The sequence below is a fragment of the Streptomyces canus genome (genome assembly GCF_030816965.1).
In the GTDB taxonomy this organism is placed as follows: Bacteria; Actinomycetota; Actinomycetes; order Streptomycetales; family Streptomycetaceae; genus Streptomyces; species Streptomyces canus_E.
The window spans coordinates 8,237,923-8,263,288 of record NZ_JAUSYQ010000002.1 but is presented as its reverse complement, the minus strand read 5'-3'; the positions used below and the strand labels follow the sequence as shown (position 1 = coordinate 8,263,288).

The following is a 25,366-nucleotide window of genomic DNA, read 5'->3' as shown; positions in this document are numbered from 1 at the left end:
CGGGCCGCCGGGTACTCGGACGAAGCCCCCAATTCATGGAGCCGACGGAGGTACCCCATGCCCGAATACGGCTATTTCCTGTCGTGCGAGGAGTTCGGTCCCGCGGAGCTGGTCGAACAGGCGCGGATGGCGGAGCAGGCGGGCTTCGGCTCACTGTGGATCTCCGACCACTACCACCCGTGGAACGACGCGCAGGGCCAGAGCCCCTTCGTCTGGTCGGTGATCGGCGCGCTCTCGGAGGCGGTGTCACTTCCGATCGAGACGGCCGTGACCTGCCCGACCGTGCGGATCCACCCGGCGGTCGTGGCGCAGGCCGCGGCAACCTCGGCCGTGATGACGAACGGCCGCTTCCGCCTCGGCGTCGGCTCCGGGGAGGCACTCAACGAGCACGTCCTCGGCCATGTCTGGCCGCCCGCGCACATCCGGCTCGAGATGCTGGAGGAGTCGATCCAGGTGATGCGGCGCCTCTTCACGGGCGAAGAGGTCAACCACCACGGCCCGCACTACACGGTGGAGAACGCCCGCCTCTACACGGTCCCCGACGAGCCCGTGCCCATCGACATCTCCGGCTTCGGCCCGGCGGCCACGGCGCTCGCGTCCCGGGTCGGCGACGGCTACATCACGATGACGCCCGACGAGTCGATGGTCGAGCAGTTCCGCAAGGGCGGCGGCGCCGGGAAGCCGGTCATCGGCGGCACGAAGGTCTGCTACGGCGTCGACCGGGACGAGTGCGTCCGTACGGTCCGCAAGCTGTGGTTCAACCAGTTCCTGCCCGGCGAGATGGCCCAGATCCTGCCCTCGCCGAGCCATTTCGAACAGCTGGAGCCGCTGGTCACCGAGGACATGGTGCGCGAGAAGGCGGTGTGCGGGGACGACGTGGACGAGCACGTCGCGGCGCTGAGCGCGTTCGCCGACGCGGGCTTCGACCGTGTCTACGTCAACCAGATCGGACCCGACCAGCGCGCCTTCTTCGACTTCTACCGCACGAAGGTGCTGCCCCAGCTCCAGCAGGGATGAACGATGAAACTCCTCAGGCCGGTCGTCTCGGTGTACACGGTGCCGACCGACGCCCCCGAGGCCGACGGCACGCTGTCCTGGGACACCACGACCATGGTGATCGTCGAGGTGACGACGGGGGATGAGACCGGCACGGGCTGGACCTACGGTCCGGCCGCGGTCGGCGACTTCCTCACCGAGCACCTCGCCCCGCTGGTCGAGGGCCGCAGCGCGCTGGGCATCCCGGCGCTGCACGAGGCGATGTGCCGTTCGGTCCGCAACGCGGGCCGCCCCGGCATCGCGGCCTGCGCGATCTCGGCCCTCGACATCGCCCTGTGGGACCTGAAGGCCCGCCTCCTGGAACTCCCGCTGGCGCACCTGCTCGGCGTCGCCCGCGAACGCGTTCCCGTCTACGGCAGCGGCGGCTTCACGACGTACCACGACACGCATCTGGCCGCGCAGCTCAACGGCTGGGTGCACGGTCAGGGCATTCCCCGCGTCAAGCTGAAGATCGGCGAGAGCTGGGGGCGCGCGGTTCCCCGCGATCTGTCCCGGGTCCGGACGGCCCGCGAAGTCATCGGCTCGGACGCGGAGTTGTACGTCGACGCGAACGGCGCGTACACCCGCAAGCAGGCGATCCGGGTGGGCAACGCCCTGGTGGAGCACGGCGTCGGCTGGTTCGAGGAGCCGGTGTCCTCGGACGACCTGACCGGTCTGCGCCTGGTCCGTGACGCGCTGGTCTGCGATGTCACGGCCGGTGAGTACGGCTATGACCTCCCGTACTTCGCCCGTATGATCGCGGCCGGCGCGGTGGACTGTCTCCAGGTGGACGTGACCCGCTGCGGCGGCATCACCGAGTTCCTGCGCGCGGCGGCCCTGGCCCAGTCCCACGGCCTGGAGATCTCCACCCACTGCGCCCCGCACGCCCACGCGTCAGCGGCCGCCGCGATCCCCAACCTGCGCCACATCGAGTGGTTCCACGACCACGTGCGCATCGAGGACATGTTCTTCGCCGGGGCACTGGATCCGACGGCGGGCACGGTCCGCCCGACGGCGGGCCTCGGTCATGGTCTGACGCTGCGGACGGAGGAAGTGGAGGAGTACCGGGTGGCGTAGGGGCGAACACGTCACGAGCGTCGCGGGAGCGGCGGGGCCGACAACACCCCCGCCGCTCCCGCGACGCCGCTCAACCCCGTCGCCGCAGACCGGAGGTCACCGCGATGCCCAGGCCGCCGGCCGCGGCGGCCACCAGCCCCATGCCCATCCGGGCGCGGTTGCGGGAGACCCAGTCCTGCGGGCTGCTGGACACGGCCTCCTCGTCGAACCGCCCGTGCGCCCCGAAGTCCCGCCCGTGCGGCCCGTCCGCGGGCACCCACAGGTTCCCGGGACCGTCGTGCTCCCCCTCTTCCTGCTGTGCCTCGACGTTGGTGCGGGCGAGGTAACGGTCCAGCGCCCCCGGCGCGACCGCGTTCGCGATGAGCGTGGCCACCGTGGACCCGCCGACCCAGTACTCCCGCCGCCGCGCGTGGAAAGCCGCGTGCACGATGGCGCGAGCGGCGACCTCCGGCTGATACACCGGCGCCACAGGACGCGCCCGCCCCGGCATCCGGTTCAACACCCAGTCGAACTGGGGTGTGTTGACGCCCGGCAGCTGCACCATCGTCGTACGGACACCGCTGCCCGTGTGAAGCAGCTCGCACCGCAGGGACTCGTTGAAGCCCTGGATGGCGTGCTTGGCCCCGCAGTACGCCGACTGCAGCGGAATGCCCCGGTAAGCCAGCGCCGATCCCACCTGCACGATGGTCCCGCGGTCCCGTGGCAGCATGTGGTGGAGGGCGGCCCGGGTGCCGAACACATAGCCCAGGTACGTCACTTCGGTCACCCGCCGGAACTCGTCCGGCGTGATCTGCGTGAACGGTGCGAAGACCCCGGAGAAGGCGTTGTTGACCCAGACGTCGATGTGCCCGAAGGCCTCCACGACCTGCTGGGCCGCGTCGTCGACCGCCTTGGAGTCGGCCATGTCGACGCTCACGACGAGCGCTTCACCGCCCGCCTGCTGCACCTCGTCGGCGGCGGCCGCGAGGCCCTCGCGGCCCCGGGCCAGCAGGGCGACCCGGGCCCCGCGTTCGGCGAAGGCCCGGGCCGTGGCCCGTCCCACACCGCCGCTGGCCCCGGTCACCACGACGACCTTGCCGTGCTTCACGCCCGTTCCTTCCACGCGTCCCGCACCACGCGTCACGCCCGGTGATGCGGCTGCTCAGGGTCGATGTCGTCCTGCCGCGGCGCCGCGGCAGGCTCCGGTGTGCCCGGCGCCCCGGGGGCGACCGGCGGCACGGGCGGATACGGCGTTCCGAGCCCGCTCGGCGGCGCGGCCACCGGTGCCGTTGCGCCGGCGGCCCTGTCCTGCCCGGCCACCGCCTCCGCCCGCCCGGCCGTCGGCCGGGACGCGGCGGGCCTGGCGGCACCGCGCAGCGCATAGGCCACGGCCCCCAGGATCGCGGCGGTGATCAGCGCGGCGGCCCAGTCGGGCAGCCCGAGAGCGAGGGCGAGGCCCACGGCCAGTGCCAGGGCCGCTCCCGCGTACAGCGCGACCGCACCGGACGCGGCGTACAACATGGCCGTGCGGCGCTGCTTGCGCGTCTGCTCGCGCAGCTCGTCCCGTACGGTCTCGCGCGCCACCTGCGCCAGCTCGTCGACCAGATGCCTGTCCAGATGCTCCAGGTGATCCAAGCGCTCCATGGCCGCCGGGTACCCGCACGGGCGTACGCATAACGCCGGGGGTCACCTGTGCGGTGCGGGCGGTCGGGTCGGGAGGATCGCGTGAAACGATCTCCGCGGCCCGGCCGCCGCAACTAGGCTCGTCCGCATGGACATTCTGGGAACCACGCTGCGTGTCTGTGTCGATGACCTGGAGGCCGCGGTCGTCTTCTACGAACGGCTGGCGGGCGCCAAGGCTCTCCGTTTCGAGCGCGGCGGCGTCCAGGTGGCCGCGGTGGGCTGCTTCCTGCTGATGAGCGGCCCCGAGGCCGAGCTGGAGGTGCTGCGCAAGGTCGCGGCGACCATCGCGGTGAAGGACGTCGACGAGGCCCACCAGCTGCTCAGCGAGCTGGGCGCCCGCGTCATCGCCGGCCCCGTGCCGACGCCGGTGGGCCGCAATCTGATCGCGATGCATCCGGACGGCGTGGTGTACGAGTACGTGGACCGCAACGTCGGCTAGAGGGACGGGTTCCCTACGTCTCGGGCCGCATCCGGAAGTCGTGGAACGGCGGCAGCGGTTCGTCGCTGAGGCGACTCCACAGCTCGCTGATCGCCTCGGCACCCTCCCGCAGATCGGCGACCTCGAAGCCCTCCTCGAAGACGGCCCGCGCCGCCTCGGGCCGTTCCTCGGCGAGCAGCAGCCGGGCCTCGATCAGCCGGAACCGGCCGCGCGCCCGGATCACCGGACACAGCCGCTCCCACACGGAACGCGCCTCGGCCGTACGCCCTGCCGCGAGCAGCGCCTCGATCGCCTCGCGGCCCAGCGCGGCGGTGGCCGCCGTCCACGACTCGCCGTCGTCGCGCCGCTCGTGGCACAGGTCGTCGAAGGCGTCGGCGTACAGGTCGCGCAGCCGTTCCCACTCCCACAGGCGGAGCATCTCGCCGCCGTCCGGGGCGGGCACGCGGGCGGCGTGCAGGGGGGCGCAGGAGAGGGTGGTGTGACCGGTGGCGCCGATGTTCCACTCGATGCCGCCGGAGAACCAGGCGCCGTTCAGCGCGAGGTTCGCGGGTTGGAACACCGGGTTGCGGTAAAGGAGTTCACTCCCGGTCGGCTTGTGGACGAGGGAAGCGACCCGGCCGCCGAGGCCGGGGAGGACGGTGGCCCTGAGCCGGTCGTTCTCGATCACGATCGTCTCGAACTCGCGGGGCGCGCGCTCTCTGCCGTAGCCGTCCCGGACGCGGACGGGCAACAGGCTGTGCAGCGGTCCATAACCGGCCTGCCGGGCCATGTCCCGGGGCAGGTCGTCCCGGTCCCGTACGTCGATGCGATGGTCCCCCACTGTCTTAAGGGCGTGGGAGGTACCTCCATCGCGGAGGAGCCGCAGCGGGGGCAGGGGGTTGTCCGGGCCCAGCGGTGCGGCGGGCAGGGTGAGTACGTCTCGCCGGATCGTCGTCACGATCACCATGGGAACCGCTCGGCGGTGAGTCGGCCAGGGGAGCTGCCGGTCAGGATTGTGCAAAGGCGTCCACGACGATGTCGGTGAGCAGCGCGCCGGCCGTGCCCTCGGGGTCCAGATCGGGGTCGTAGATGGTGATGTTGAGGCCGGCGCAGGAGGGGGAGGCGACCAACGGCCTCAGCAGAGAGGTGAGTTCGTCGGGCAGGAGCCCCTCCGGGTCGGGGCTGTCGACGGCGGGCATGACGGACGGGTCGAGGCAGTCGGCGTCCAGGTGCACCCAGAAGCCGTCGATCTCGGGGATCTCGAAGGCCTGGGCGGTGGCCCGGGCGAGGGCGTCCGCGCCCCACTCCCGGAGGTCACCGACGGTCACGACCGGGATCTTCAGGGCGGCGAGCTCGGCCCGGTCCTCCTCGAACTCGTCACGGATCCCGAAGAACCGCACGTCCTCGTCCCGCAGATAGGGCCGCAGGCCTTCCAGGTTCGTCAGGTCCTCCTGCCCGCGCCCGGTGGCCAGCGCGACCTCCTCGCCGCCCGCCGCGCCGATCTGGTCGGAGTTGCCGGTGTGCCGGAAGTCCGGCGAGGCGTCGATCGCGGCCAGGCCGTAGCGTCCAACGCGGCGCAGGGCGAGCGAGGCGCCGAGCTGGATGGAGCAGTCGCCGCCGAGGACGACGGGGAGGTCACCGGCGCGTACATGGCGCTCGATGCGGTCGGCGAGCCTGACGGTGTACGAGGCGATCGCGGCGGCGTTGAAGACGCCGTCACCCTCCTGCCAGTCCCCGCGGTCGTAGCGCGGCGGCACCACCACCCCGCCCTCCAGGGCGTGCAGCCTCTGCACGATCCGCTGCTCACGGAGAGCGCCGGCGAGCTTGTAGCAGCCGGGCACGGTGCCGGGGGCGGGCGGACGCAGGCCGAGGTTGGAGGGTGCGTCCAGCACGACGATATTCCGCATGCGGATCATCCTCGCCGACGTACAGTCGACCGTCCACGAGATTGACGAGGGAGCGACAGTGAGTGAGCAGCACACCTACCGGGTGATCGTGCGCGGAACCTGGGACGGGCTCACCGACGAGGCCCGCGCCCGGCTGCTCGCCGAGGCGGCGGACCACGGCATGGCGAGCATGCGGTTCACCGAGGAGGGCTCGCTGTCGTACGAGCCGGCGCCGCTGAAGCACTTCTCGATGCGGTACGTGGTGGTCTCGGACGCGGCGGACGGCGAGGAGATGGCGGGGGCGATCGCGGAGGACCGCGCCGAGGGCACGCTGCGGGATCTCGGTTACGGCTTCCGGGACCTGAAGTCGACGGTCACGGACCTCGACACCATGAAGATCAACCGGAAGCCCGCATCTCGGCGGTGATGGCCCAGCGCTCGTGGTCCCGCCAGTCCCCGTCGATGTAGATCATCTTCGGTGAGAAGCCTTCGAGGCGGAAGCCGCAGCTGCGGGCGAGGGCGAGGGAGGCGGTGTTCCGGGGCTGCGCGTTGATCTCGAGGCGGTGCAGCCGCATCGGACCGAAGGCGTGGTCGACCACGAGGTTCAGCCCCTCGCGCATCAGCCCGCGTCCGGCGGCGTGCGCGAAGGCGCCGTAGCCCAGGGCCCCGCACCGGAAGCCGCCCTCGACGATGTTGTTGATGTTGATGTACCCGGCGATGGCCCCGTCGCCCCGCTCGCCGTCCTTCTCGCAGACCAGGAACCCTGCTTTGGTCCGGTCCTCGATGAGCCGGCCGGCGTAGGCGAGATAAGCGCTCTCGCTGTCGGGCGGGAACAGCCACGGCTGGTGGAGTTGCTTGCTCTCCCGGGCCCGGGCGGTGAACTCGGCGCCGTCCTCGTAGGTGAAGTGGCGTATGCCCACGCGGGGGCCTTCGGCGAGATAGCGGGAAGCGGTGTGCGGCATCCGGCCACCCTACGATCCGCCGGGCATGATCCTCCGCAGTCCTAACCGCGCCGTTTCATGAAATACGCCCCGCACAGGGCGCCGATGAGGCCGGTGGCGAGCAGAGCCGTCCACAGGGGCATCGTCACCTCGGGCACCAGCAGCCGGATCCTCGTCGCCCCGGTGTTCTCGAAGATGAAGATCAGAGCGAGGACGGCCAGCGGCAGGACGACCATCCTGGCGGGCGTCACCGCCCCGCTCCTGTCCTTGGTGGCGCCGCCTGCGGAGGTCTTCGGGCTCATGCGACCAGGGTGAGCCCGAAGTCCTGGTCACGCACGGTGAGAGCTGCCCTCCGGGTGACTCACCGTCCCGCGACCGGCAGCTCCAGCGCCCGGCCCGCCCGGGCGCGCTCACTTGGAGCCGGTGCCCCGAATCGGCCGGTCGCGGGGCGGGGGTGGACACGGAGACAGCTCCACACTGAGCACACAACCCGACGCTTACCGACCGGTAGTCATGGTGTGACCCGTGTCAGAGGCGGTCGATCGCCCGACCGGGTGTCTCTGACGGCTATTCAGTGGAGGGCTGGTTCCTCCAGCGTCAGCGTGCCCGCGTCGGCGTCGAGCTCGGCAGCCACTCCGAACGGGATCGTCAACGCCCCTTCGCAGTGCCCGAATCCGAACTCCTCGACGACGGGCACGCCGAGTCCCCCGAGCCGGTCGAGGAGCAGCGCGCGCACCTTCTCGTAGGGTTCGCAGCTCTCCCACGACCCGAGGAGCACCCCGCGCACCCCGTCGAGCCAGTCGGCGCGCAGGAGCTGGGTCAGGTAGCGGTCGAGGCGGTACGTCTCCTCGCCGACGTCCTCCAGGCAGAGCAGGCCCCCGCGCGCGCCGGGCCGGGCGTAAGCGGAGCCCAGGTCGGAGGCGAGCAGGCACAGACAGCCGCCCAGGGTGACACCGCGGGCCCGGCCGGGGACGAGGGCCCTGCCGCCGGAGGTGATCGTGCGGACCGTCTCCGGCGCGAACAACGTGGACCTCAGATGCTCCTGGGCCCGCGCGTTCTTGATGAAGTCGATGCCGGCGGCCATCGGACCGTACAGCGTGACCAGGCCGAGCCGGGCGGCGAACGCCTCGTGCAGCGCGGTCACGTCACTGAACCCGACCAGCACCTTCGGACCGGCCGCGCGCATGGCGTTCCAGTCGAGCAGTTCGACCATGCGCATCACGCCGTATCCGCCGCGGGCGCACAGCACGGCGTCCACGGACGGGTCGCACCAGGCGTTCTGGAGATCTGCCGCCCGGTCGGCGTCCGTGCCCGCGAGGTAGCCGAACTCGCCGTGCCGGTCGAGGACATGAGGCCCCACGACGGGTTCCAGATCCCAGCCGCGCAGGACGTCCAGGCCCGCCTGGAGCCGTTCCTCCGGCACCGGCCCACTGGTCGCGACCACGGCCACGCGCGCACCCGGGGTGAGTCTGGACGGCCTGACGAGTTCCTTCACCTGATGAGCTCCAATGTCGGTACGCCGGGCGGCTTCAGCCCGAACACCTGTGCATACAGGGAGAGTTCGGCCTCCAGGGCCCGGATCATCGTCTCGGCCCGACGGAACCCGTGCCCCTCCCCCTCGAAGGCGAGGTACGCGTGCGGCACCTGCCGGCCGGCGATCCGGGACAGGAACCGCTCGCACTGTGCGGGCGGGCAGATCACGTCGTCCAGGCCCTGGAGCAGCAGGAAGGGCACGGTGACCCGGTCCGCGTGCTCGACGGGCGAGCGTTCCGCGTACCGTCCGGGGACCTCGGCGAGCGGTCCGACCAGGCTCTCCAGGTACTGGGACTCGAAGTCGTGGGTCTCCCCCGTGCCCCAGCCGGCCAGGTCGAGGATCGGGTAGACGATCGTGCCGCAGGCGTAGACGTCGGTCGCGGTGAGCGAGGCGGCCGCGGTCCAGCCCCCCGCGCTGCCGCCGCGGATGGCGAGCCGGGCGCGGTCGGCGGTGCCCTCGTCGGCGAGGGCGAGCGCGACGGCGGCGCAGTCCTCGACGTCGACCACGCCCCACTGCTCGCGCAGCCGGTTGCGGTACTCCCGCCCGTACCCGGTCGAGCCGCCGTAGTTGACCTCGGCGACGCCGATGCCGCGCGAGGTGAAGTAGGCGATCGAGAGGTCGAGCACGAGGGGCGCGTGTCCGGTGGGTCCGCCGTGCGCCCAGACGACGTACGGCGGCAGCTCGCCGTCGGGCGCCCGGTGTCCGGGGTGGTGGGGCGGGTAGACGTGGGCGTGGATGTCGCGGCCGTCCGGTCCGGTGAAGGTGCGGATCAGGGGCTCGGGGTAGTACACGGGGTCGACGGGGTCGGCGTGCGGGGCACCGATCACCCGGGCCCGGCCGATGGGGGCGCCCCCACGCGAGGTTGTTCGAGCGTGGGGGAAGGTGTCCAGCTCCACCACCTCGTAGGCGGTGCGGGGGCTGGCGCCGACGGCGACGACCCGCTCGCCGTGCACCGCGAGGGTGGGCGCGAACTCGGTCCAGGGCCCTGCCGCGTCGACGAATTCGCCGGTCTCGGGGTCCAGGATCCCGAGGGCGGTCGAGCCGCCGCCGTGCACGACGGCGATCAGTCCGCTGTCCAGGGGCGCGAACCAGCGGTGGCCGAGCTTCCAGAGGGCGCCGCCGAACTCCTCCTCGCGCGGGCAGAGTTGCTCGCCGTCACGGTAGAGGTTCCACCAGCCGGTGCGGTCGCTCGCGTACAGGAGACGGCCGTCCGGCGACCAGTCGGCCTGGGCGATCGACTCCTCCGGACCGCCGGCCAGGGTGCGGGGCTCGACGAGCGTGCCGTGTGGGCCGATGTCCGCGACGACCAGTTCCGTGCCGTCCCAGGGCATGCGCGGGTGGTCCCAGGCGAGCCAGGCCGCGCGCGAGCCGTCGGGAGAGACGCGGGGGCCGGTGACGAACCGGTGGCGGTCGTCGGTGAGTTCGCGCACCGCGTCCCGGTTGCGCTCGGCCGAGCCGTCGAGCGGTACGGCGGCGAGGACCCGGCGGACGTCGGTGGGTCCGTCGCCGGTGAACTCCTCGAGGACGCACCACACTTCACCCAGGTCGAGCCTCAACTGCGGTTCCACCCAGCGCAGTCCGCCGCCCACCGGGGAGAGGGGTGTCAGGGGACGCGGCTCGCTCCCGGGCTCGTACCGGTACAGCCGCTGGTCGGCGAAGTGCACGAACACGACGAGCGGTTCGCCGGCCACCACCGCGCCGGCCCAGGGGTGACCGCCGTACTCGATGACCCGGCTGCGCACGTTCCACGGCGCGGGCAGCACCGGCTCCTCCTGCCCGTCGGCGCGTCGGCGCACGAGCGTGCGGCGGCCGCCCTCGGTGGGCCTGGGTTCGGTCCACCACACCTCGTCCCCGACGAAGCCCAGCCATTCGGGGTGCCCGTCGTGCGCGGCCGCGAGCGCCGCGTCGATGGGTGAGGGCCAGGAACCGTATGCCGACGTCTGCACGTTCTCCCCCACGTGCTCAGGCCGTTCGCAGGAAGCGGTCGAGTACCCGCACGCCGAAGTGCAGCGCCTCGACGGGGACGCGCTCGTCGACCCCGTGGAACAGGGCCTGGTAGTCGAAGCCCTCCGGGAGCTTCAGGGGCGCGAACCCGTACCCGGTGATGCCGAGGCGGGAGAACTGCTTGGCGTCGGTGCCGCCGGACATGCAGTACGGCACCACGTGCCCCTCCGGCGCGAACTCCTCGACGGCGGCACGCATGTTGGCGTACGTCGGCGAGTCGACCGGTGCCTGGAGGGCGACCTCGCGATGACTGAACTCCCAGTCCACGTCGGGGCCGGTGAGCAGGTCGAGAGTCGCCCGGAACTCGTCCTCGCCGCCGGGCAGATAGCGGCCGTCGACGTAGGCCACGGCCTCCCCCGGGATCACGTTGAGCTTGTAACCGGCCTCCAGCATGGTCGGGTTGGCGCTGTTGCGGACGGTCGCCTCGACCAGCTTGGCGGCGGGGCCCAGCTTCTCCAGCAGCCGGTCCACGTCGGTGAGGTCCGTCTCGATGCCGTAGAGCGCGGCGAGTTCGGCGAGGGCCGCGCGGACGGTCGGGGTGATCCGCAGCGGCCACTCGTGCTCGCCGATGCGGGTGACGGCGGCGGCGAGCCGGGTGACGGCGTTCTCCTTGTTGACCTTGGAGCCGTGCCCGGCCCGGCCGCGCGCGGTGAGCTTCAGCCAGCCTGTGCCGCGCTCCCCCGCGGCGATGGGGTAGATCTCCCGCCCGGCGCCGTCGTGGAAGGTGAACGCCCCGGACTCGCTGATCCCCTCCGTGCACCCCTCGAAGAGCTCCGGTTGCTCGTCGGCGAGGAACCCGGAGCCGTCCACGGCACTGGCCTCCTCGTCGGCGGTGAACGCGATCACGAGGTCCCGCCGGGGCCGTATGCCCTGCCGGGCCCAGCCCCGCACCACGGCCAGGATCATGGCGTCCATGTTTTTCATGTCGACCGCGCCACGCCCCCAGACGACCCCGTCGCGGATCTCACCCGAGAAGGGGTGAACGCTCCAGTCGGCGGCCTCGGCGGGCACGACGTCCAGATGGCCGTGGACGAGCAGCGCGTCCGCCGACGGGTCGCTGCCCTCGACGCGGGCGACGACGTTCGTACGGCCCTTGGTGCGCTCCAGCATCAGGGGCTGAAGGCCCGCCCCGGCCAGCTGCTCGGCCGCGTACTCGGCGGCGGGGCGCTCCTGGCAGTCGCCGCCGCCCCGGTTGGTGGTGTCGATGCGGATGAGGTCGGAGGTGAACCGGACGACCTCGTCCAGTGCCTGCTGGTCAGCCATACTGCTCCTCCACGGCGGCCGAGACGATGGTGGTGACCGCCTTGAAGGTACGGATTCCCGCGTACATGGTCTCGTTCGTGTACGCCACCCTCCGTGTCCCGATCCGCTGCACGCCCGGCACCACGGTGGCGGCCATGGCGAGGTGCTCGGCGTCGAACTCGACCGCGATGGTGAACGGCCCCGCCTGTACGGCTTCCTGACGGATCGCCAGCTGTGCGGCCTCCTTGGCGGCGGCCCGGATGTCGGCGGCCGTGCGGGTCGGCGTGCGGCACACGGCCGCGTAACGCGAGACATGGTCCTTGACCGCGACCTTCAGCGCCCCGGGGGCGTAGCCGAGCGCGTCCTCGCAGGCCACGTCGTCGCCGGTGACGAGGACGACGGGGACGCCGTACTCGGCGACCACGTGCGCGTTGAGATGTCCCTCGCTCGCGGGCACGTCGTTCAGCCACACCCCGGTGATGGAGTTGGCGAGGTAGGTGTGGGCGAGCACGCCCTCCTGGCCCGCGCCCGCGTGGTAGCCGAGGAACGCGATGCCGTCGACGTCGCCGTGCTGGACGCCCTCGACCATGGAGAGCGACTTGTGCCGGCCGGTGAGCATCTGCGCCCGCTCGTCGAGCTGTTCCAGGAGCAGGTTGCGCATGGTCCAGTGGGCCTCGTTGACGAGTACCTCGTCGGCGCCCCCGTCGAAGAAGCCCAGCACGGCGGCGTTCACGTCCGAGGTGAACATCGACCGGCACCGCTCCCACTGCGGTGTGCCCGGCAGCACGTCGGCCGGCCAGGTCACTCCGGTCGCGCCCTCCATGTCGGCGCTGATCAGGATCTTCATGGTCCGCCACGTTACGCGTCGCGGAGGTTTGCGTCGCCCGCAGGTGGTGAGACGAGCCCATGTGCCGCTCCACCCCGCCGCACAGGCATTTCCTGGAAGACGCGTATCCTCCCTCGCGGGTTCCACAGGTGACGGACAGGGAGAAGCGTGAGCGACACCGCACAGCCCGTACAGTCGGCACGACGGACGACGGCGACCAGCGCGCCGGGGAACCCGCCCGGACGCCCGAAGCAGCGCGACGCGTTCTTCGACAACGCCAAGTACCTCGCGATCGTGCTGGTGGCCATGGGGCACGCCTGAGAGCCGCTGCGCTCCGGCAGCCGTAGCGTCACCGCGCTCTACACGATCGTCTACGCCTTCCACATGCCGGCGTTCATCATCGTCTCGGGCTACTTCTCCCGCTCCTTCGACGCGAGCCCGGCGAAGATCAGGCGACTGGTCACCGGGGTCGTCGTCCCTTATGTCGTGTTCGAGACGGCGTACACCTATTTCACCCGGTGGTCCGACGGTGTCCCGGACCGTGAGATCAGCCTCCTGAACCCGCTGTACCTGACGTGGTTCCTGGCCGCCCTGTTCATCTGGCGGCTGACCACCCCGATCTGGCGGAGCGTGCGGTGGCCGCTGCCGATCGCCCTGACCATCGCCGCGCTAGCCACCCTGAGCCCGTCCATCGGCGACGACCTCGACCTCCAGCGCACCCTGCAGTTCCTGCCGTACTTCGTGCTCGGCCTGTGCCTGCGCCCCGCGCACTTCTCGCTGGTACGGCAGTGGCGGGTGCGCCTCCTCGCGGTACCGGTCTTCGCGGCCGCGGTGGTGTTCTCGTACTGGGCGGTCCCGCGCATGGACTACGCCTGGTTCTTCCACCGCGACGCCGCCGAGGACTTCGGTGTGCCCGCCTGGTACGGGCCGTTGATGACGCCGGCCCTCTTCGGCTGCTCGCTCGTCCTGGTCGCCTGCTTCCTGTCCTGGGTGCCCGGCCGCCGGATGTGGTTCACGGCACTGGGCGCGGGCACGCTCTACGGCTACCTGCTGCACGGTTTCGTCGTCCAGGCCGGCAACCACTTCGACTGGGCCGGCCACCACTGGCCGCACACGCCGCTCGGCGAGATCGCCGTGACCGTCGTCGCCGCCGTGGTGGTGACCGCGCTGTGCACCGCGCCCGTGCGGCGGGTCTTCCGGTGCGTGATGGAGCCGAGGATGGAGTGGGCGTTCCGGAAGACCTCGCCCGGCACGGGCGCGGTGCCGGCCCAGGTGCGCCGGTAAGGCCTGCCTCCAGGGAAGAGGTCAACCCGGGTCGTCAGGCGGTGCGTCCCACCGCCCACCACTTCGACGGCAGCTCGATCCGGGTGCCGTCGGACCGGTACTCGGTGGTGACGAGCGGCAGGTCACCGCTGGCCACGATCGTCAGCCCGGCCGCCCCGAGGTACACGGGCACCGCCTCGTCGGCCACCTCACCAGGGGCGATGCCGTGCGCGAAGATGGGCGCCAGCTTGGCGGGCGGCCCGTCGGGGCTCTGCGCGAGGCCCACGAGGGCGGCCTTGGCAGCCTCGGAGAGCTCGACGAGGAAGGCCCGGCCGCGTTCCCCGACGAGCGTGGCGATCCCGTCGACCATCTGCTGCCGGTCCTCGGGCGCGGCCTGGTGCAGCACGCCCCGCATGTAGACGTTGGCGTCCCCGAGTTCGGCGTGCAGGTTCTCCGGCTCGTCCTTGTCGGAGGCGTCCAGCAGCCGGTACGTCACCTGCTCGTCGGGGTCGGCGTCGCGGGCGCGATCGAGGGCGGCGGCGGACAGGTCGACGCCGATCACCTGGGTGAAGTGGGCGGCGAGGAAACGGCTCTGGGTGCCGTTCCCGCAGCCCAGGTCCACGAGTGGCAGCCCGGGATCGACCAGGAGCGGCTCGAAGTGGGCGAGATGGACTCCGGAGGTCAACACCGGCTCCGCATCCCAGAACACGGCCCCCTGCCGTCCCGGGGCCTCCCGCCAGAACCCCTCCCAGGACTCCCGGTACCGACCGCTCACGCTCATGCCCAACTCCCCGATGCGAACACAACCCGCCAAAGCTGACAGGCCAGTACGGTGTATCGCGCCGAGGTTACGCGGACAAGCGCATGGCGCATTCCTTCACTGCCAGTTCGAGCGACCGCGCCCGCAAGCGTACTGACCACCCTGAGTCCCCGCCCGTGCTCATCGGTGGGCCCGGCGCTCAACAGGTTCGGCAGATCATGGTCGTCGTCCACCTCGCACAGCAGGCAGTCCCCCCGCACGAGCCGCAGCTCGACGGGACGGCGGTGGGAGTGCCGCACGACGTTGGTCACCAGCTCGCTCACCATGAGCTCGGCGCCGTCGGCCAGCCTCACGTGAAGCTGTTCCCGCACCACCGCGCGGGCCCGCCCCCCTTCGACCGGATCCAGGGAGATCCGCCACTCGGCCACGTCGTCCGGCTCGATGCCGCCCAGCCGGGCCATGAGCAGCGCCACGTCGTCCTTGCGGCCGCCGCGTGTGTTGAGCGCGCGGATGATGGCAGGCGTCGTCCATGGACGCGGCCGGATGGGCGGCGGACTCGGTGAGCGTCGCGAGACCCACCCCGACGTCCTGGCCCCGCACCTCCACCAGCCCGTCGGTACACATCAGCAGCCGGTCACCGGGCGCCACGCGGAATGGGACCGGACCGGACAGCACCGGCACACCCTCATCCTGACACACCGTCAGTTCGCGTGTTCGAGCTGGAGATCCCGCTCCGTACGGCCGCCTCCGGCCACCTGGAGGACGGTGGCGACCGGCGGGTAGCCGGCGGCGATGACGGTGTACTCGCCGCCGGACAGGTCGACGAAACGGAAGGCGCCGTCGGGGCCGGTCGTGAGGGTGTCCACGACGTTGCCGGCCACGTCCAGGAGCGTCACGCGCGCGTCCTCGACGGACCGTCCGCCACCGGCGCGCACGGTGCCGCGCAGCACCGCGCCGCCCGCGAGTTCGACGTCCTGGCGGGTCTCCCGGGAGGCCTGGACGCTGACGGGGAGCGCCGCGGGGCGGAACGCGGGCGCACTGGCGGCGAGGGTGTACTCCCCGGCGACCAGTTCGGTGACGGCGTAGCCGCCCTCGTCTCCGCTGCGGGTGGTGGCCACGACCTCGCCGTGCACATCGGTGAGGGTGACGGCGGCGTACCGCACGGGCGTGCCGTCGGCGGTCCGCACACGGCCCGCGAGCCGTCCGGCGCCGCCGAGGACGATGTCCAGTTCGACGGGACGTTCGCCGACGGTCACGGAGACGGCCTGCGGCTGGTGACCGCCCGCGGCGGCGATGAGCACGTACGCCCCCGGTCCGGGCGTCGGCAGCGCGTACCTCCCGTCCTCACCGCTGACACCGCGTCCGATCTGTGCTCCGGCCACGTCGATGAGCGTGAGCGCGGCCCGCGGCAGGACGGTGCCGTCGCAGTGCTGCACCGTGCCGTGGACGGGGGCCGCCCCGGCGGTGTCGGTGTACGACGGACCGGCTTGCGGGAGCGTGGCGTTCACCGGCGCGGTCGCCGTCTCGGGGGCGTCGTGGGTCACCAGCGGTTTCTCCTGGAGGAAGAAGGCGATGAGCAGGCCGAGGACGAGCACCGGCACGAGGTAGAGGAAGATCCTCGGCATGGCGTCGGCGTAGGCCCGGATGTAGCCGTCGCGGAGCTCCGGGGGCAGGGTGTGGACGAGCTGCGGGGTGATGGACCCGGGGTCGGGCAGCCCGGCCCCGGTCGGCAGTCGCTCGGTGAGCGCGTGGGCGAGCCGGTCGGTGAAGAGCGTGCCGAAAATCGCCGCTCCGACGCTTCCGCCGATCTGCCGGAAGTAGTTGTTGGCGCTCGTGGCGGTGCCGAGGTCGGCGGGGCGGACGGAGTTCTGCACGGCGAGGATCAGCACCGGCATGACCATGCCGATCCCGGCGCCGAGGACGGCCATCCAGACGCTGTAGTGCAGCCGGGGCGTGTCGACCTCGAGACGGGACAGCAGCCACATGCCCACGACGGAGAGGGCGCTGCCGAGGATCGGCCAGATCCGGTAGCGACCGGTGTGGCTGATGAGCTGCCCGGAGACGATGGAGGCGCCGACGATCCCGGCCATCATGGGCAGCATCAGCAGCCCGGACTCGGTGGCGCTCGCCCCGTCGACCATCTGGAGGAAGGTCGGCAGATAGCTCGCCGTCCCGAAGAGCGCGACGCCGATCACCAGGCCCACCAGACCGGTCACGTTGAAGACGGAGTCCCTGAACAGCCTCAGCGGCATGAGGGGTTCGGCGGCGAAGTGCTCGGCGACGAGGAAGAGCACCGCGGAGACGGCGGCCCCGGCGCCGAGTCCGAGGACGACCCGTGAGTCCCAGGCGTACTCGGTCCCGCCCCAACTGGTCAGCAGCACCAGACAGGTGGAGGCGGCGGCGAGCAGGAGGGTGCCGAGGATGTCGAGCCGGGGTTTGACCCGGGGCTTGGGAAGCTTCAGTACGGCGGTGACGACGGCCAGGGTCAGCAGACCGAAGGGCACGTTGATGTAGAAGCACCACCGCCAGGAGAGGTGGTCCGTGAAGTAGCCGCCGAGCAGCGGGCCCGCGACGGAGGCCAGTCCGAAGGCGGCGCCGATCAGGCCCATGAAGCGGCCGCGCCGCCGGGGCGGCACGATGTCGGCGATGATCGCCTGCACACCGATCATGAGACCGCCCGCGCCGACACCCTGGACCGCGCGGAAGACGATCAGCTGGTCCATGGTCCCGGCCCGTCCGGCGAGCGCGGAGCCGGCGACGAACACGACGATCGCGAACTGGAAGACGCCCTTGCGGCCGAGCAGGTCGCCGAGCTTGCCGTAGACCGGCAGTCCGATCGTGGCGGTGAGCAGGTAGGCGGTGATCGCCCAGGACATCCGGTCCAGGCCGTGCAGCTCACCGACGATCTTCGGGAGCGCGGTGGCGACGATCATCTGCTCCAGCGCGGCGAGGAGCAGCGCGAGCATCAGCCCGAAGAAGACCAACCGCACCCGGCGCGGGCCGAGTTCGACGGGCAGGGCGGGCGGCCCGGGTGGCGCTGCGACCCGTTCCTCGTGCACCGGAGTCGTCACGCCCACGTCTCGCTCCCCTCGTCGCGCCTGTCACGCAATTCCCGCTTTGAGCGACAACTGCGAACAAGCGCGACGAGTTACGACACACCAAGGGGCCCTGCGGAGATCCACTCGATCCGGTGATCGAGATCAACATCCGCCGAGCGCCGGGGACTTACTTCTCGACCTCGGTGGCGAGCCGGCCGAGGAGGGAGTCGTAGATCCGGCCGAGGCCCTTGGGTGCGAAGGTCCTCTCGAAGAAGCCGCCGATGCCGCCGGCGCCGTCCCAGGTGGTGGTCACGACGACCCGGGACCTGCCCTCACCGGCCGGGGTGACCCGCCAGGTGGTGACCATGGAGGAGTTGCGGTCCTTCTCGACGAGCTCGCCGTCGGTGGGTTCGGTGACCTCCAGGAGGCAGTCGCGCACGCGCTTGCTGGTGGCCTGGAGCTTCCAGTGGACGAGGGTGCCCTCGCCGTCACCGCCCTCGCGCACCTCGTACTCGCTGAACTGCTCGGGGAGCACCTTTCCGCGCGTGCCGCTGTAGTCGGCGACGGCGTCGAACACCTTCTCCGCGTCCGCCGCGACGATCCGCTCCGTAGTGGCCTCGACCTGCGCCATCGACTTCCTCCAGGACTTCAAGTTCTCGGGGTCGGAGCAAGCCAACCACCCGCGCCCACGGGCACCCAAATCGGGGGTTGCACAGTAATTCGAACAAGTGTTTCACTCGAGGGGCAGTGCTACCGAGGAGGCCTCATGCGCTGGGAGAACCTCACCGAGTCCGCCGAACACGGACGGGCCGACGCCGCCCTGTTCGGCGCCGACGCGGTGGTCAGCCGTACCTTCGACACGCCCGAGTTCGCCGGGATCACGTTCCACGAGATCCGGGCCCGCTCGATCATCAACCGGGTGCCGGGCGCCTCCCGCATGCCTTTCGAGTGGACGGTCAACCCCTACCGGGGCTGCACGCACGCGTGCGTGTACTGCTTCGCCCGCAAGACCCACAGCTATCTCGACCTCGACACCGGTCTCGGCTTCGACTCGCAGATCGTGGTCAAGGTGAACGCCCCCGAGCTGCTGCGCCGCCAGCTGGGCTCGCGCCGCTGGGCGGCCGACCACATAGCGATGGGCACCAACGTCGACTGCTACCAGCGCGCGGAGGGCCGCTACCGCCTGATGCCGGGCATCCTCTCCGCCCTGCGCGATCACGCGAACCCCTTCTCGATCCTGACGAAAGGCACGCTGATCCTGCGGGACCTCGACCTCCTCACGCAGGCCGCCGAGGTGACGGACGTCGGGATCTCCGTGTCGGTCGGCTTCACCGACCCCGAGCTGTGGCGCACCGTCGAGCCGGGCACCCCGGCTCCGGAGCGGCGCCTGGACGTCGTACGGACACTGGGCGAGCACGGGATCGGGTGCGGGGTGCTGATGGCGCCGGTGATCCCGTTCCTGAGCGACCGGCCGGCACAGCTGCGGGCCACCGTGCGCGCGATCGCCGCCGCGGGGGCCACGTCGGTCACCCCGCTGGTGCTGCATCTGCGGCCGGGCGCCAGGGAGTGGTTCATGGCCTGGCTGAACCGGGAGCACCCGTATCTGGTACGCCGTTACGAGCGGCTCTACGCGGACGGCGCCTACGCTCCGAAGTGGTACCAGCGCCGGATCACCCGTCAGGTACACGAGCTGGCCCAGGAGTACGGCATCGGTCCCGCGGCCGCGGGGATGCCACGACGGATCCGGGAGCCGGAGCCCGAGGTCGAGCCGATGCCCGAACCTACCCAACTCACGTTGATCTGAGAGCGTTCGAGCGCATCGGACGGCCCAATCGGGTCAAGTATTGTCAGAACACGTTCTTCCGGGCGGACTTTCCGGGACGATGCGGCGTGGACCGTGACCCTCGCGGCCCGAAACCCTCCGTCCTGGGAGGACTTCATGAGAAAGCGCGCAGCCGTGCTGTGCGGTGCCGCGATCATCGTGGCCGGGACCTTCACCGCCGTCCCCGCCGACGCCAGCGCCCCGCAGTCCGCACCAACCGCGTCCGCCGCCGAACCCACCTGGAAGAAGTGCGGCACCGCCGACTACCCGACCCTTCAGTGCGCGTCCCTCAAGGTGCCGCTCGACCACGCGAACCCGCGCGGGCGGCAGATCACCCTCGCGCTGTCCCGGGTCCCCCACACCGCGAAGAAGTACCAGGGCCCGCTGCTGGTCAACCCCGGCGGCCCCGGCGGCAGCGGTCTGACCTTCGCCGGGTTCATCGCCTCCGGCCTGCCCAAGGCCGTCGCGGCCCAGTACGACGTCATCGGCTTCGACCCGCGCGGGGTGGGCGCGAGCAAGCCCGCCCTGAACTGCAAGCCGGGCTATTTCAACCCGGTGCGCCCGGACTCCGTGCCGAGCACGCCCGCGATCGAGAAGGCCAACCTCAAGCGGGTGAAGTCCTTCGCCGCGGCCTGCGGCCAGAAGTACGCGAGCGTGCTGCCGTACATCAACACCATCAGCGCCGTACAGGACATGGACTCCATCCGCAGGGCCCTCGGTGCCAAGAGGATCAACTACTTCGGTTACTCGTACGGCACTTACCTCGGCGCGGTCTACGCCAAGCTCTTCCCGCACCAGGTGCGCCGCCTGGTCCTGGACTCGATCGTGGACCCGACGGGCGTCTGGTACGACGACAACCTCGGCCAGGACTACGCGTTCAACGACCGGCACCGCGCGCTGATGGCCTGGATCGCCAAGTACGACGCGACATACAAGCTCGGCACGGACGCCGAGAAGATCGAGGCCAAGTGGTACGCGATGCGGGCGGCTCTCGCCAAGAGGCCCGCGGACGGCAAGGTCGGCGCCTCGGAGCTGGAGGACACCTACGCGCCGGGCGGCTACTACAACGGCTACTGGCCCTACCTGGCCGAGGCGTTCGCGGCATATGTGAACAACAGGAACGACGACCCGTTGGTCGACGCGTACGAGAACTTCGGCGCCGTGGACGCGTCCGGGGACAACGGCTACAGCATCTACACGTCCGTCGAGTGCCGTGACGCCTCCTGGCCGCGAGACTGGCGGCAGTGGCAGAAGGACAACTGGGCCGTGTACGAGAAGGCGCCGTTCATGGCCTGGAGCAATGCCTGGTACAACGCGCCGTGCGCGTTCTGGCCGACCGACTCGCTGAAGCCGGTGAACATCGCCAACGGCCAACTGCCGCCGGCGCTGCTCTTCCAGGCGACGAACGACGCGGCCACCCCGTACGAGGGCGGTGCGACGGTCCACCGTCTGCTGGCCGGCTCCAGCTTCGTCGTCGAGGAGGGCGGCGGCAACCACGGCATCACGCTGAGCGGGAACACCTGCCTGGACAAGTACCTCGCCAGGTATCTGACCGACGGCAAGGTGCCGCGTGGCGGCGGCGAGGCCGACGCGGTCTGCCAGGCGCTGCCCGATCCGAAGCCGCTGACCGCCAAGGCGGCGTCGACGTCCTCGCGCGGCGCGGCGCTGCACCGGTTGCTCGGCGCCCGCGGCTGAGCGCCTGACGCTCCGTCGGGGACGGGTCCTGTCAGTGCCGTGGTCCACCATGGACGCATGAGTGAGCTGACCAGGATTCCCGCCCCCGCCGGGGTCGCCCCCGCGGCCCAGTACTCCCATGTGGTGCTGGGCCGTGGCCGTTTCGTCGCGATCGCGGGCCAGCTGGCCCTCGACGAGGACGGCAAGCTCGTCGGCGAGGGCAACGCCGCGGCCCAGGCCCGCCAGGTCTTCGAGAACCTCCGCCGCTGCCTGACCGCCGCGGGAGCGACCTTCGACGACGTCGTCAAGCTCACCTACTTCGTCACGGACATGGCCCACATGCCGGCGCTTCGCGCGGCCCGCGCCGAGCACATACCCGACGACCGGCTGCCGGCGGCCTCCGCCGTGCAGGTGGCGGCGCTGGTGCGGCCGGAGTTCCTGATGGAGGTGGAGGCGTTCGCGGTGGTGGGCGAATAAATCCGAGGCCGGAGCGGGTGGGTGGTGCCTAGGGTGCCGCCATGGACGACGACCGACTCCTCATCCGCCCGATGGCCCTCGCCGACTGCGACCGCGTGGCCGAGATCCGCGTCCGCGGCTGGCAGAGCGCGTACCGGGGCCTGATCCCGCAGTCGTACCTCGACGCCATGAGCGTGGCGCGGGACGCCGAGCGGCACCGCACCCGCTTCGGGCAGGCGGACGCCAGCGTCGTGAACCTCGTGGCCGAGTGGGACGGCGAGGTCATGGGCTGGGCCTGTCACGGCCCGTACCGGGACGGCGAAGTCCGCACCACCGACGCCGAGTTGTACGCCGTCTACGTGGACCCGCGGAGATACGGCACCGGCATCGGACACGCCCTGCTGCGGGAGGCCCTGCGGAACCGCACCGCCGTGGGCCACGACCGCATGTACCTGTGGGTCCTCAAGGACAACACCCGCGCGCGCCGCTTCTACGAACGGGCGGGCTTCGAGGCCGACGGCACCGAGGAGCCCTTCGAGGCGGACGGCGTCCCGGTGCCGGAGGTGCGGTACGCCAGGACGCTCAACGCCTGACCGCCCGCCCCCTGTGCGGTGGAGCGCGGCCGGCCGACCGAACACGAGGCGCGGACGTCCTCACCCGCGTCCGCAACTCCGCTGTCCGGCAAGGCCCACGGCACACACGCACCGCCGGACACAGCGCTCACCCACGCCCATCCGGCGACCACCCCGCATCCGCACCTCCGCCACCCTGCGAGCCGCGGTGGGCGCCGGCGCCGGCGCCCACCGCGGATGCTCGCCAACTCACCGTCCGCCACCCGCCCCCGCCCCCGCCCCCGACAACTCCCCGCACACCGCCGGCCGACTCACCGCAGCTTCGGGATCCGTGCCAGCGCCCGCACAGCCGCCTCCGCGAGCGCGGGATGCGCGAGTGCCTCGTTCAGTACGGGTCTGGCGCGGGTGTCCGCCAAAGCGCCCAGGCCCTCCACGCAGGCGAGCGCCACGCGGCGGTAGGGGTCGTGCGGGCGCAGCCGGCGTTCCAGCGTGGTGATCAGCGCGGGCGCGGACTCGGGGGCGCGCAGTTCGGCCAGGAGCCGGACCGGGTGCAGGGCGTAGGCGACCCGCAGTTCGTTGGTGGCGAGGGCGGCGGCCGCGCGGGCCGTGCGCGGGTCGTCGAGACGGGCGAGGGCGTACGCGGCGGCGGCGCAGCGCGGCGGATCCCGGTGGTTGAGCAGCAGGACGAGGGACTCGAAGGCCCGGCGGTCCCCGGCCAGGCCGAGCCGGAACGCGGCGAGCTCCCGGGCCCACAGCGGCTGTCCGGGCTCGGTGAGCACCCCCGCCAGCTCGTCGAGGTCTTCGGTCGCCATCAGACGGTCGTAGGCGGCCGACGCTCCCGACTCCTGCTGTAAACGCTCCGTGAGCGATCGCAACTCTTCGTCCATGAACCCGAGGTTAGGCGGCCCGCCCGGAGCGCGGGACGTACATCACAAATCCGGGGGCTGGCGCGCTCGTTACCCACCGGTTAAGCTCAGACGAGCGAGTTACCCACTCGTGGAACTCCTTGCGGTGGCCTGGTGACGCAGCCGCCGCGAGAGCAGTCGGTTCGGTACCTCGGGTACCACCAGTACGACCCGGCCTGGGACAGGGCCGGTCGGATTCCACCGTTCTCCGGACATGTGCAATGCCCGCGACGACGGTCCGGGCGTGTGCGCTCGCAGCCCGGCAACACCCGCATTCAGCAGTTCCTCACGCACCCGGTGCGCCCTCGGCGTACCGGGTCGCGCTCCCAGTCGTCACCCTCATTCCTGGAGTTCCGCGATGGCCACTCCCCTGTCCGACCCCTCCCTGTCCCCGCTCAAGACGATCGCCGTCGTCGGCCTCGGCACCATGGGCACCGGCATCGCCGAGGTCCTCGCCAGGGCCGGCCGCGAGGTCGTCGGCATCGACATCAGCGAGGCCGCGGCCGCCAAGGCCGCCGCCACCCTGGAAACCGCGACCGCCCGTGCCGTGCAGCGCGGCCGGCTGACCGAGCAGGAGCGCGCGGACGTCCTCGCCCGTGTCCGCACCTCCACCGACCTCACGGCCGCGGCCGACGCCGACCTCGTCATCGAGGTGGCTCCGGAGTCGTACGAGATCAAGCACCAGATCTTCCGCGAGCTCGACGGGATCGTGCGCCCCGAGACGATCCTCGCGACGGGCACCAACGCCCTGTCCGTGACCCGTCTGGCCGCCGACTCGGCCCGCCCGGAGCGCGTGCTGGGCCTGCACTTCTTCAACCCCGCGCCCGCGATGAAGCTGGTCGAGGTCGTCTCCTCGGTGCTCACCGCGCCGACGGCGGTCACCGCGGTCACCAACCTCGCCCTGGACCTCGGCAAGGAGCCCGTCGCGGTCGGCGACCGGCCCGGCTTCGTCGCGGACGGGCTGCTGTTCGGCTATCTCAACCAGGCGGCCGCGATGTACGAGGCGAAGTACGCCTCCCGCGAGGACATCGACGCGGCGATGCGGCTCGGCTGCGGTCTGCCGATGGGCCCCCTGGCGCTGCTGGACCTGATCGGCATCGACACCGCGCGGACGGTCCTGGAGGCCATGTACGCCGAGTCCCACGACCGGCTGCACGCCCCCGCCCCGGTTCTCAAGCAGCTCAGCGAGGCCGGCCTGACCGGACGTAAGTCGGGACGCGGCTTCTACACCTACGAGGCTCCTGGCAGCGCAACGGTCGTGCGCGACGCGCTGACGCCCCTGGAGAGCTCCGCGCAGAACCAGGGCCGCGAGGTCCGCTCCGTCGGTGTCGCGGGCTCCGGCACCATGGCGTCCGGTATCGCGGAGGTCTTCGCCAAAGCCGGTTACGAGGTCGTGCTCGCCGCCCGCAGCGAGGAGAAGGCGCAGACGGCGAAGGCCCGTATCGGCAAGTCGCTTTCCCGTTCCGTCGACAAGGGCCGGATGACCGCCGAGGCGGCCGCCCGGACCCTGGACCTGATCACCGCGGCGGGCTCGTACGAGTCCTTCGCGGACGTCGACCTCGCCGTCGAGGCCGTCGCCGAGGACCTGGAGATCAAGCAGCAGCTCTTCCAGGCGCTGGACAAGGTCTGCAAGCCGGGCGCGGTCCTGGCCACCACGACCTCCTCGCTGCCCGTCGTCGCCTGCGCCCGCGCCACCTCGCGGCCGCAGGACGTGATCGGCATGCACTTCTTCAACCCGGCGCCCGCGATGAAGCTGGTCGAGGTCGTCCGTACGGTCCTGACGGGCGAGGACGTCCACGCGACGGTCCGCGAGGTCTGCGTCAAGATCAAGAAGCATGCGGTCGACTGCGGCGACCGGGCGGGCTTCATCGTGAACGCCCTGCTCTTCCCGTACCTCAACAACGCGATCAAGATGGTGCAGGAGCACTACGCGTCCCTCGACGACATCGACGCGGCGATGAAGCTGGGCGGCGGCTACCCGATGGGCCCCTTCGAGCTCCTGGACGTCGTCGGCCTGGACGTCTCGCTTGCGATCGAGAAGGTCCTGCACCGCGAGTTCCGTGACCCGGGCCTGGCTCCGGCCCCGCTCCTGGAGCATCTGGTGGCCGCGGGCTGCCTCGGCCGCAAGACCGGCCGTGGCTTCCGCGAATATGCCCGGCGCTGAGCGTCCCGGCGACTGGTTCGCAGACGGTGAGGACTGGGGTGGACTGCTCGATCCGGGCAGTCATCCCCCGCTGACGGGGTCCGGCCC

General features: G+C 71.4%; 25 protein-coding genes and 1 pseudogene. 11 read left to right on the top strand and 15 right to left on the bottom strand.

Features of this window, described 5'->3' with window-relative positions:
- Positions 1-57: 57 nt before the first annotated feature.
- Positions 58-1,017, top strand: a complete 960-nt coding sequence (locus QF027_RS38890; RefSeq protein ID WP_306974275.1) for an LLM class F420-dependent oxidoreductase — start codon at positions 58-60, stop codon at positions 1,015-1,017.
- Positions 1,018-1,020: 3 nt separating this feature from the next.
- Positions 1,021-2,112 (top strand): enolase C-terminal domain-like protein, encoded by a 1,092-nt coding sequence (locus tag QF027_RS38885; protein WP_307080018.1) that lies wholly within the window; start codon positions 1,021-1,023, stop codon positions 2,110-2,112.
- 70 nt (positions 2,113-2,182) lie between these two features.
- Here QF027_RS38885 and QF027_RS38880 read toward each other — a convergent pair whose 3' ends face one another.
- Both QF027_RS38880 and QF027_RS38875 read right to left on the bottom strand, forming a co-directional pair.
- Positions 2,183-3,199 (bottom strand): SDR family oxidoreductase, encoded by a 1,017-nt coding sequence (locus tag QF027_RS38880; RefSeq protein ID WP_306974279.1) that lies wholly within the window; start codon positions 3,197-3,199, stop codon positions 2,183-2,185.
- A 32-nt stretch (positions 3,200-3,231) separates the two neighbouring features.
- Positions 3,232-3,735 carry a phage holin family protein gene (locus QF027_RS38875; RefSeq protein ID WP_307080016.1) on the bottom strand — a complete coding sequence of 168 codons (504 nt, stop codon included), beginning with the start codon at positions 3,733-3,735 and terminating at the stop codon, positions 3,232-3,234.
- 127 nt (positions 3,736-3,862) lie between these two features.
- On the opposite strand from QF027_RS38875, the gene QF027_RS38870 reads away from it, so the two are divergent.
- Positions 3,863-4,213: a VOC family protein gene (locus QF027_RS38870; protein WP_057608247.1), complete on the top strand. Its 351-nt coding sequence runs from the start codon at positions 3,863-3,865 to the stop codon at positions 4,211-4,213.
- Between the two features lie 13 nt (positions 4,214-4,226).
- Here QF027_RS38870 and QF027_RS38865 read toward each other — a convergent pair whose 3' ends face one another.
- Both QF027_RS38865 and QF027_RS38860 read right to left on the bottom strand, forming a co-directional pair.
- Entirely contained in the window at positions 4,227-5,159 is a 933-nt protein-coding gene (locus QF027_RS38865; RefSeq protein ID WP_307080014.1) for a DUF5107 domain-containing protein, read from the bottom strand.
- A 40-nt stretch (positions 5,160-5,199) separates the two neighbouring features.
- Positions 5,200-6,099 carry an arginase family protein gene (locus QF027_RS38860; protein ID WP_307080012.1) on the bottom strand — a complete coding sequence of 300 codons (900 nt, stop codon included), beginning with the start codon at positions 6,097-6,099 and terminating at the stop codon, positions 5,200-5,202.
- Positions 6,100-6,157: 58 nt separating this feature from the next.
- Here QF027_RS38860 and QF027_RS38855 point away from each other — a divergent pair, with 58 nt between their 5' ends.
- The gene (locus tag QF027_RS38855) at positions 6,158-6,505 is read left to right on the top strand and encodes a DUF6204 family protein (RefSeq protein ID WP_059209561.1); all 348 of its coding nucleotides are present in this window, start codon (positions 6,158-6,160) and stop codon (positions 6,503-6,505) included.
- Here QF027_RS38855 and QF027_RS38850 read toward each other — a convergent pair.
- From QF027_RS38850 to QF027_RS38825, 6 genes are all read right to left on the bottom strand, one after another.
- Entirely contained in the window at positions 6,477-7,040 is a 564-nt protein-coding gene (locus tag QF027_RS38850; protein WP_306974288.1) for a GNAT family N-acetyltransferase, read from the bottom strand. The two genes, QF027_RS38855 and QF027_RS38850, sit on opposite strands and share 29 nt — an antisense overlap.
- 41 nt (positions 7,041-7,081) lie before the next feature.
- On the bottom strand, positions 7,082-7,321 hold the full coding sequence (locus QF027_RS38845; RefSeq protein WP_306974290.1) for a LapA family protein: 240 nt from the start codon (positions 7,319-7,321) through the stop codon (positions 7,082-7,084).
- 269 nt (positions 7,322-7,590) lie between these two features.
- Entirely contained in the window at positions 7,591-8,514 is a 924-nt protein-coding gene (locus tag QF027_RS38840; RefSeq protein ID WP_306974292.1) for a S66 peptidase family protein, read from the bottom strand.
- A complete protein-coding gene (locus tag QF027_RS38835; RefSeq protein ID WP_307080010.1) occupies positions 8,511-10,499 on the bottom strand; it encodes a dipeptidyl-peptidase 5 in 1,989 nt (662 codons plus the stop codon). The genes QF027_RS38840 and QF027_RS38835 overlap by 4 nt, the downstream gene beginning before the upstream one ends.
- A 16-nt stretch (positions 10,500-10,515) precedes the next feature.
- A complete protein-coding gene (locus tag QF027_RS38830) occupies positions 10,516-11,820 on the bottom strand; it encodes a M20/M25/M40 family metallo-hydrolase (RefSeq protein WP_307080008.1) in 1,305 nt (434 codons plus the stop codon).
- Entirely contained in the window at positions 11,813-12,646 is an 834-nt protein-coding gene (locus QF027_RS38825; RefSeq protein ID WP_307080006.1) for a M55 family metallopeptidase, read from the bottom strand. The genes QF027_RS38830 and QF027_RS38825 overlap by 8 nt, the downstream gene beginning before the upstream one ends.
- A gap of 147 nt (positions 12,647-12,793) precedes the next feature.
- Between QF027_RS38825 and QF027_RS49800 the strand changes: the two genes are divergently transcribed.
- Positions 12,794-12,946, top strand: coding sequence for a hypothetical protein (locus QF027_RS49800; RefSeq protein ID WP_373432457.1), 153 nt, complete (start codon positions 12,794-12,796; stop codon positions 12,944-12,946).
- A 6-nt stretch (positions 12,947-12,952) separates the two neighbouring features.
- Complete coding sequence (locus tag QF027_RS38820) at positions 12,953-13,909, top strand: acyltransferase family protein (RefSeq protein WP_373432518.1); 957 nt, start codon at positions 12,953-12,955, stop codon at positions 13,907-13,909.
- 34 nt (positions 13,910-13,943) lie between these two features.
- Here QF027_RS38820 and QF027_RS38815 read toward each other — a convergent pair whose 3' ends face one another.
- The 4 genes and pseudogenes from QF027_RS38815 to QF027_RS38800 form a co-directional block, all read right to left on the bottom strand.
- A complete protein-coding gene (locus QF027_RS38815) occupies positions 13,944-14,669 on the bottom strand; it encodes a class I SAM-dependent methyltransferase (protein ID WP_307080004.1) in 726 nt (241 codons plus the stop codon).
- Positions 14,666-15,317: pseudogene (locus tag QF027_RS38810) on the bottom strand (SpoIIE family protein phosphatase); the annotation flags it as partial. The pseudogene QF027_RS38810 and the gene QF027_RS38815, both read right to left, overlap by 4 nt.
- A 32-nt stretch (positions 15,318-15,349) precedes the next feature.
- On the bottom strand, positions 15,350-17,725 hold the full coding sequence (locus tag QF027_RS38805; RefSeq protein ID WP_307080002.1) for an MFS transporter: 2,376 nt from the start codon (positions 17,723-17,725) through the stop codon (positions 15,350-15,352).
- Between the two features lie 148 nt (positions 17,726-17,873).
- Positions 17,874-18,317: an SRPBCC family protein gene (locus QF027_RS38800; RefSeq protein ID WP_306974306.1), complete on the bottom strand. Its 444-nt coding sequence runs from the start codon at positions 18,315-18,317 to the stop codon at positions 17,874-17,876.
- A gap of 135 nt (positions 18,318-18,452) precedes the next feature.
- On the opposite strand from QF027_RS38800, the gene QF027_RS38795 reads away from it, so the two are divergent.
- From QF027_RS38795 to QF027_RS38780, 4 genes are all read left to right on the top strand, one after another.
- The gene (locus QF027_RS38795) at positions 18,453-19,490 is read left to right on the top strand and encodes an Rv2578c family radical SAM protein (protein ID WP_307080000.1); all 1,038 of its coding nucleotides are present in this window, start codon (positions 18,453-18,455) and stop codon (positions 19,488-19,490) included.
- A 135-nt stretch (positions 19,491-19,625) separates the two neighbouring features.
- Positions 19,626-21,203 (top strand): alpha/beta hydrolase, encoded by a 1,578-nt coding sequence (locus tag QF027_RS38790; protein WP_306974309.1) that lies wholly within the window; start codon positions 19,626-19,628, stop codon positions 21,201-21,203.
- Positions 21,204-21,260: 57 nt separating this feature from the next.
- On the top strand, positions 21,261-21,659 hold the full coding sequence (locus QF027_RS38785; protein WP_307079998.1) for a RidA family protein: 399 nt from the start codon (positions 21,261-21,263) through the stop codon (positions 21,657-21,659).
- 41 nt (positions 21,660-21,700) lie between these two features.
- Positions 21,701-22,231 (top strand): GNAT family N-acetyltransferase, encoded by a 531-nt coding sequence (locus tag QF027_RS38780; RefSeq protein WP_307079996.1) that lies wholly within the window; start codon positions 21,701-21,703, stop codon positions 22,229-22,231.
- A gap of 290 nt (positions 22,232-22,521) precedes the next feature.
- Here QF027_RS38780 and QF027_RS38775 read toward each other — a convergent pair whose 3' ends face one another.
- Complete coding sequence (locus QF027_RS38775) at positions 22,522-23,097, bottom strand: adenylosuccinate lyase (protein ID WP_307079994.1); 576 nt, start codon at positions 23,095-23,097, stop codon at positions 22,522-22,524.
- A gap of 376 nt (positions 23,098-23,473) precedes the next feature.
- Between QF027_RS38775 and QF027_RS38770 the strand changes: the two genes are divergently transcribed.
- A complete protein-coding gene (locus tag QF027_RS38770) occupies positions 23,474-25,279 on the top strand; it encodes a 3-hydroxyacyl-CoA dehydrogenase family protein (RefSeq protein WP_306974318.1) in 1,806 nt (601 codons plus the stop codon).
- Positions 25,280-25,366: the final 87 nt, after the last annotated feature.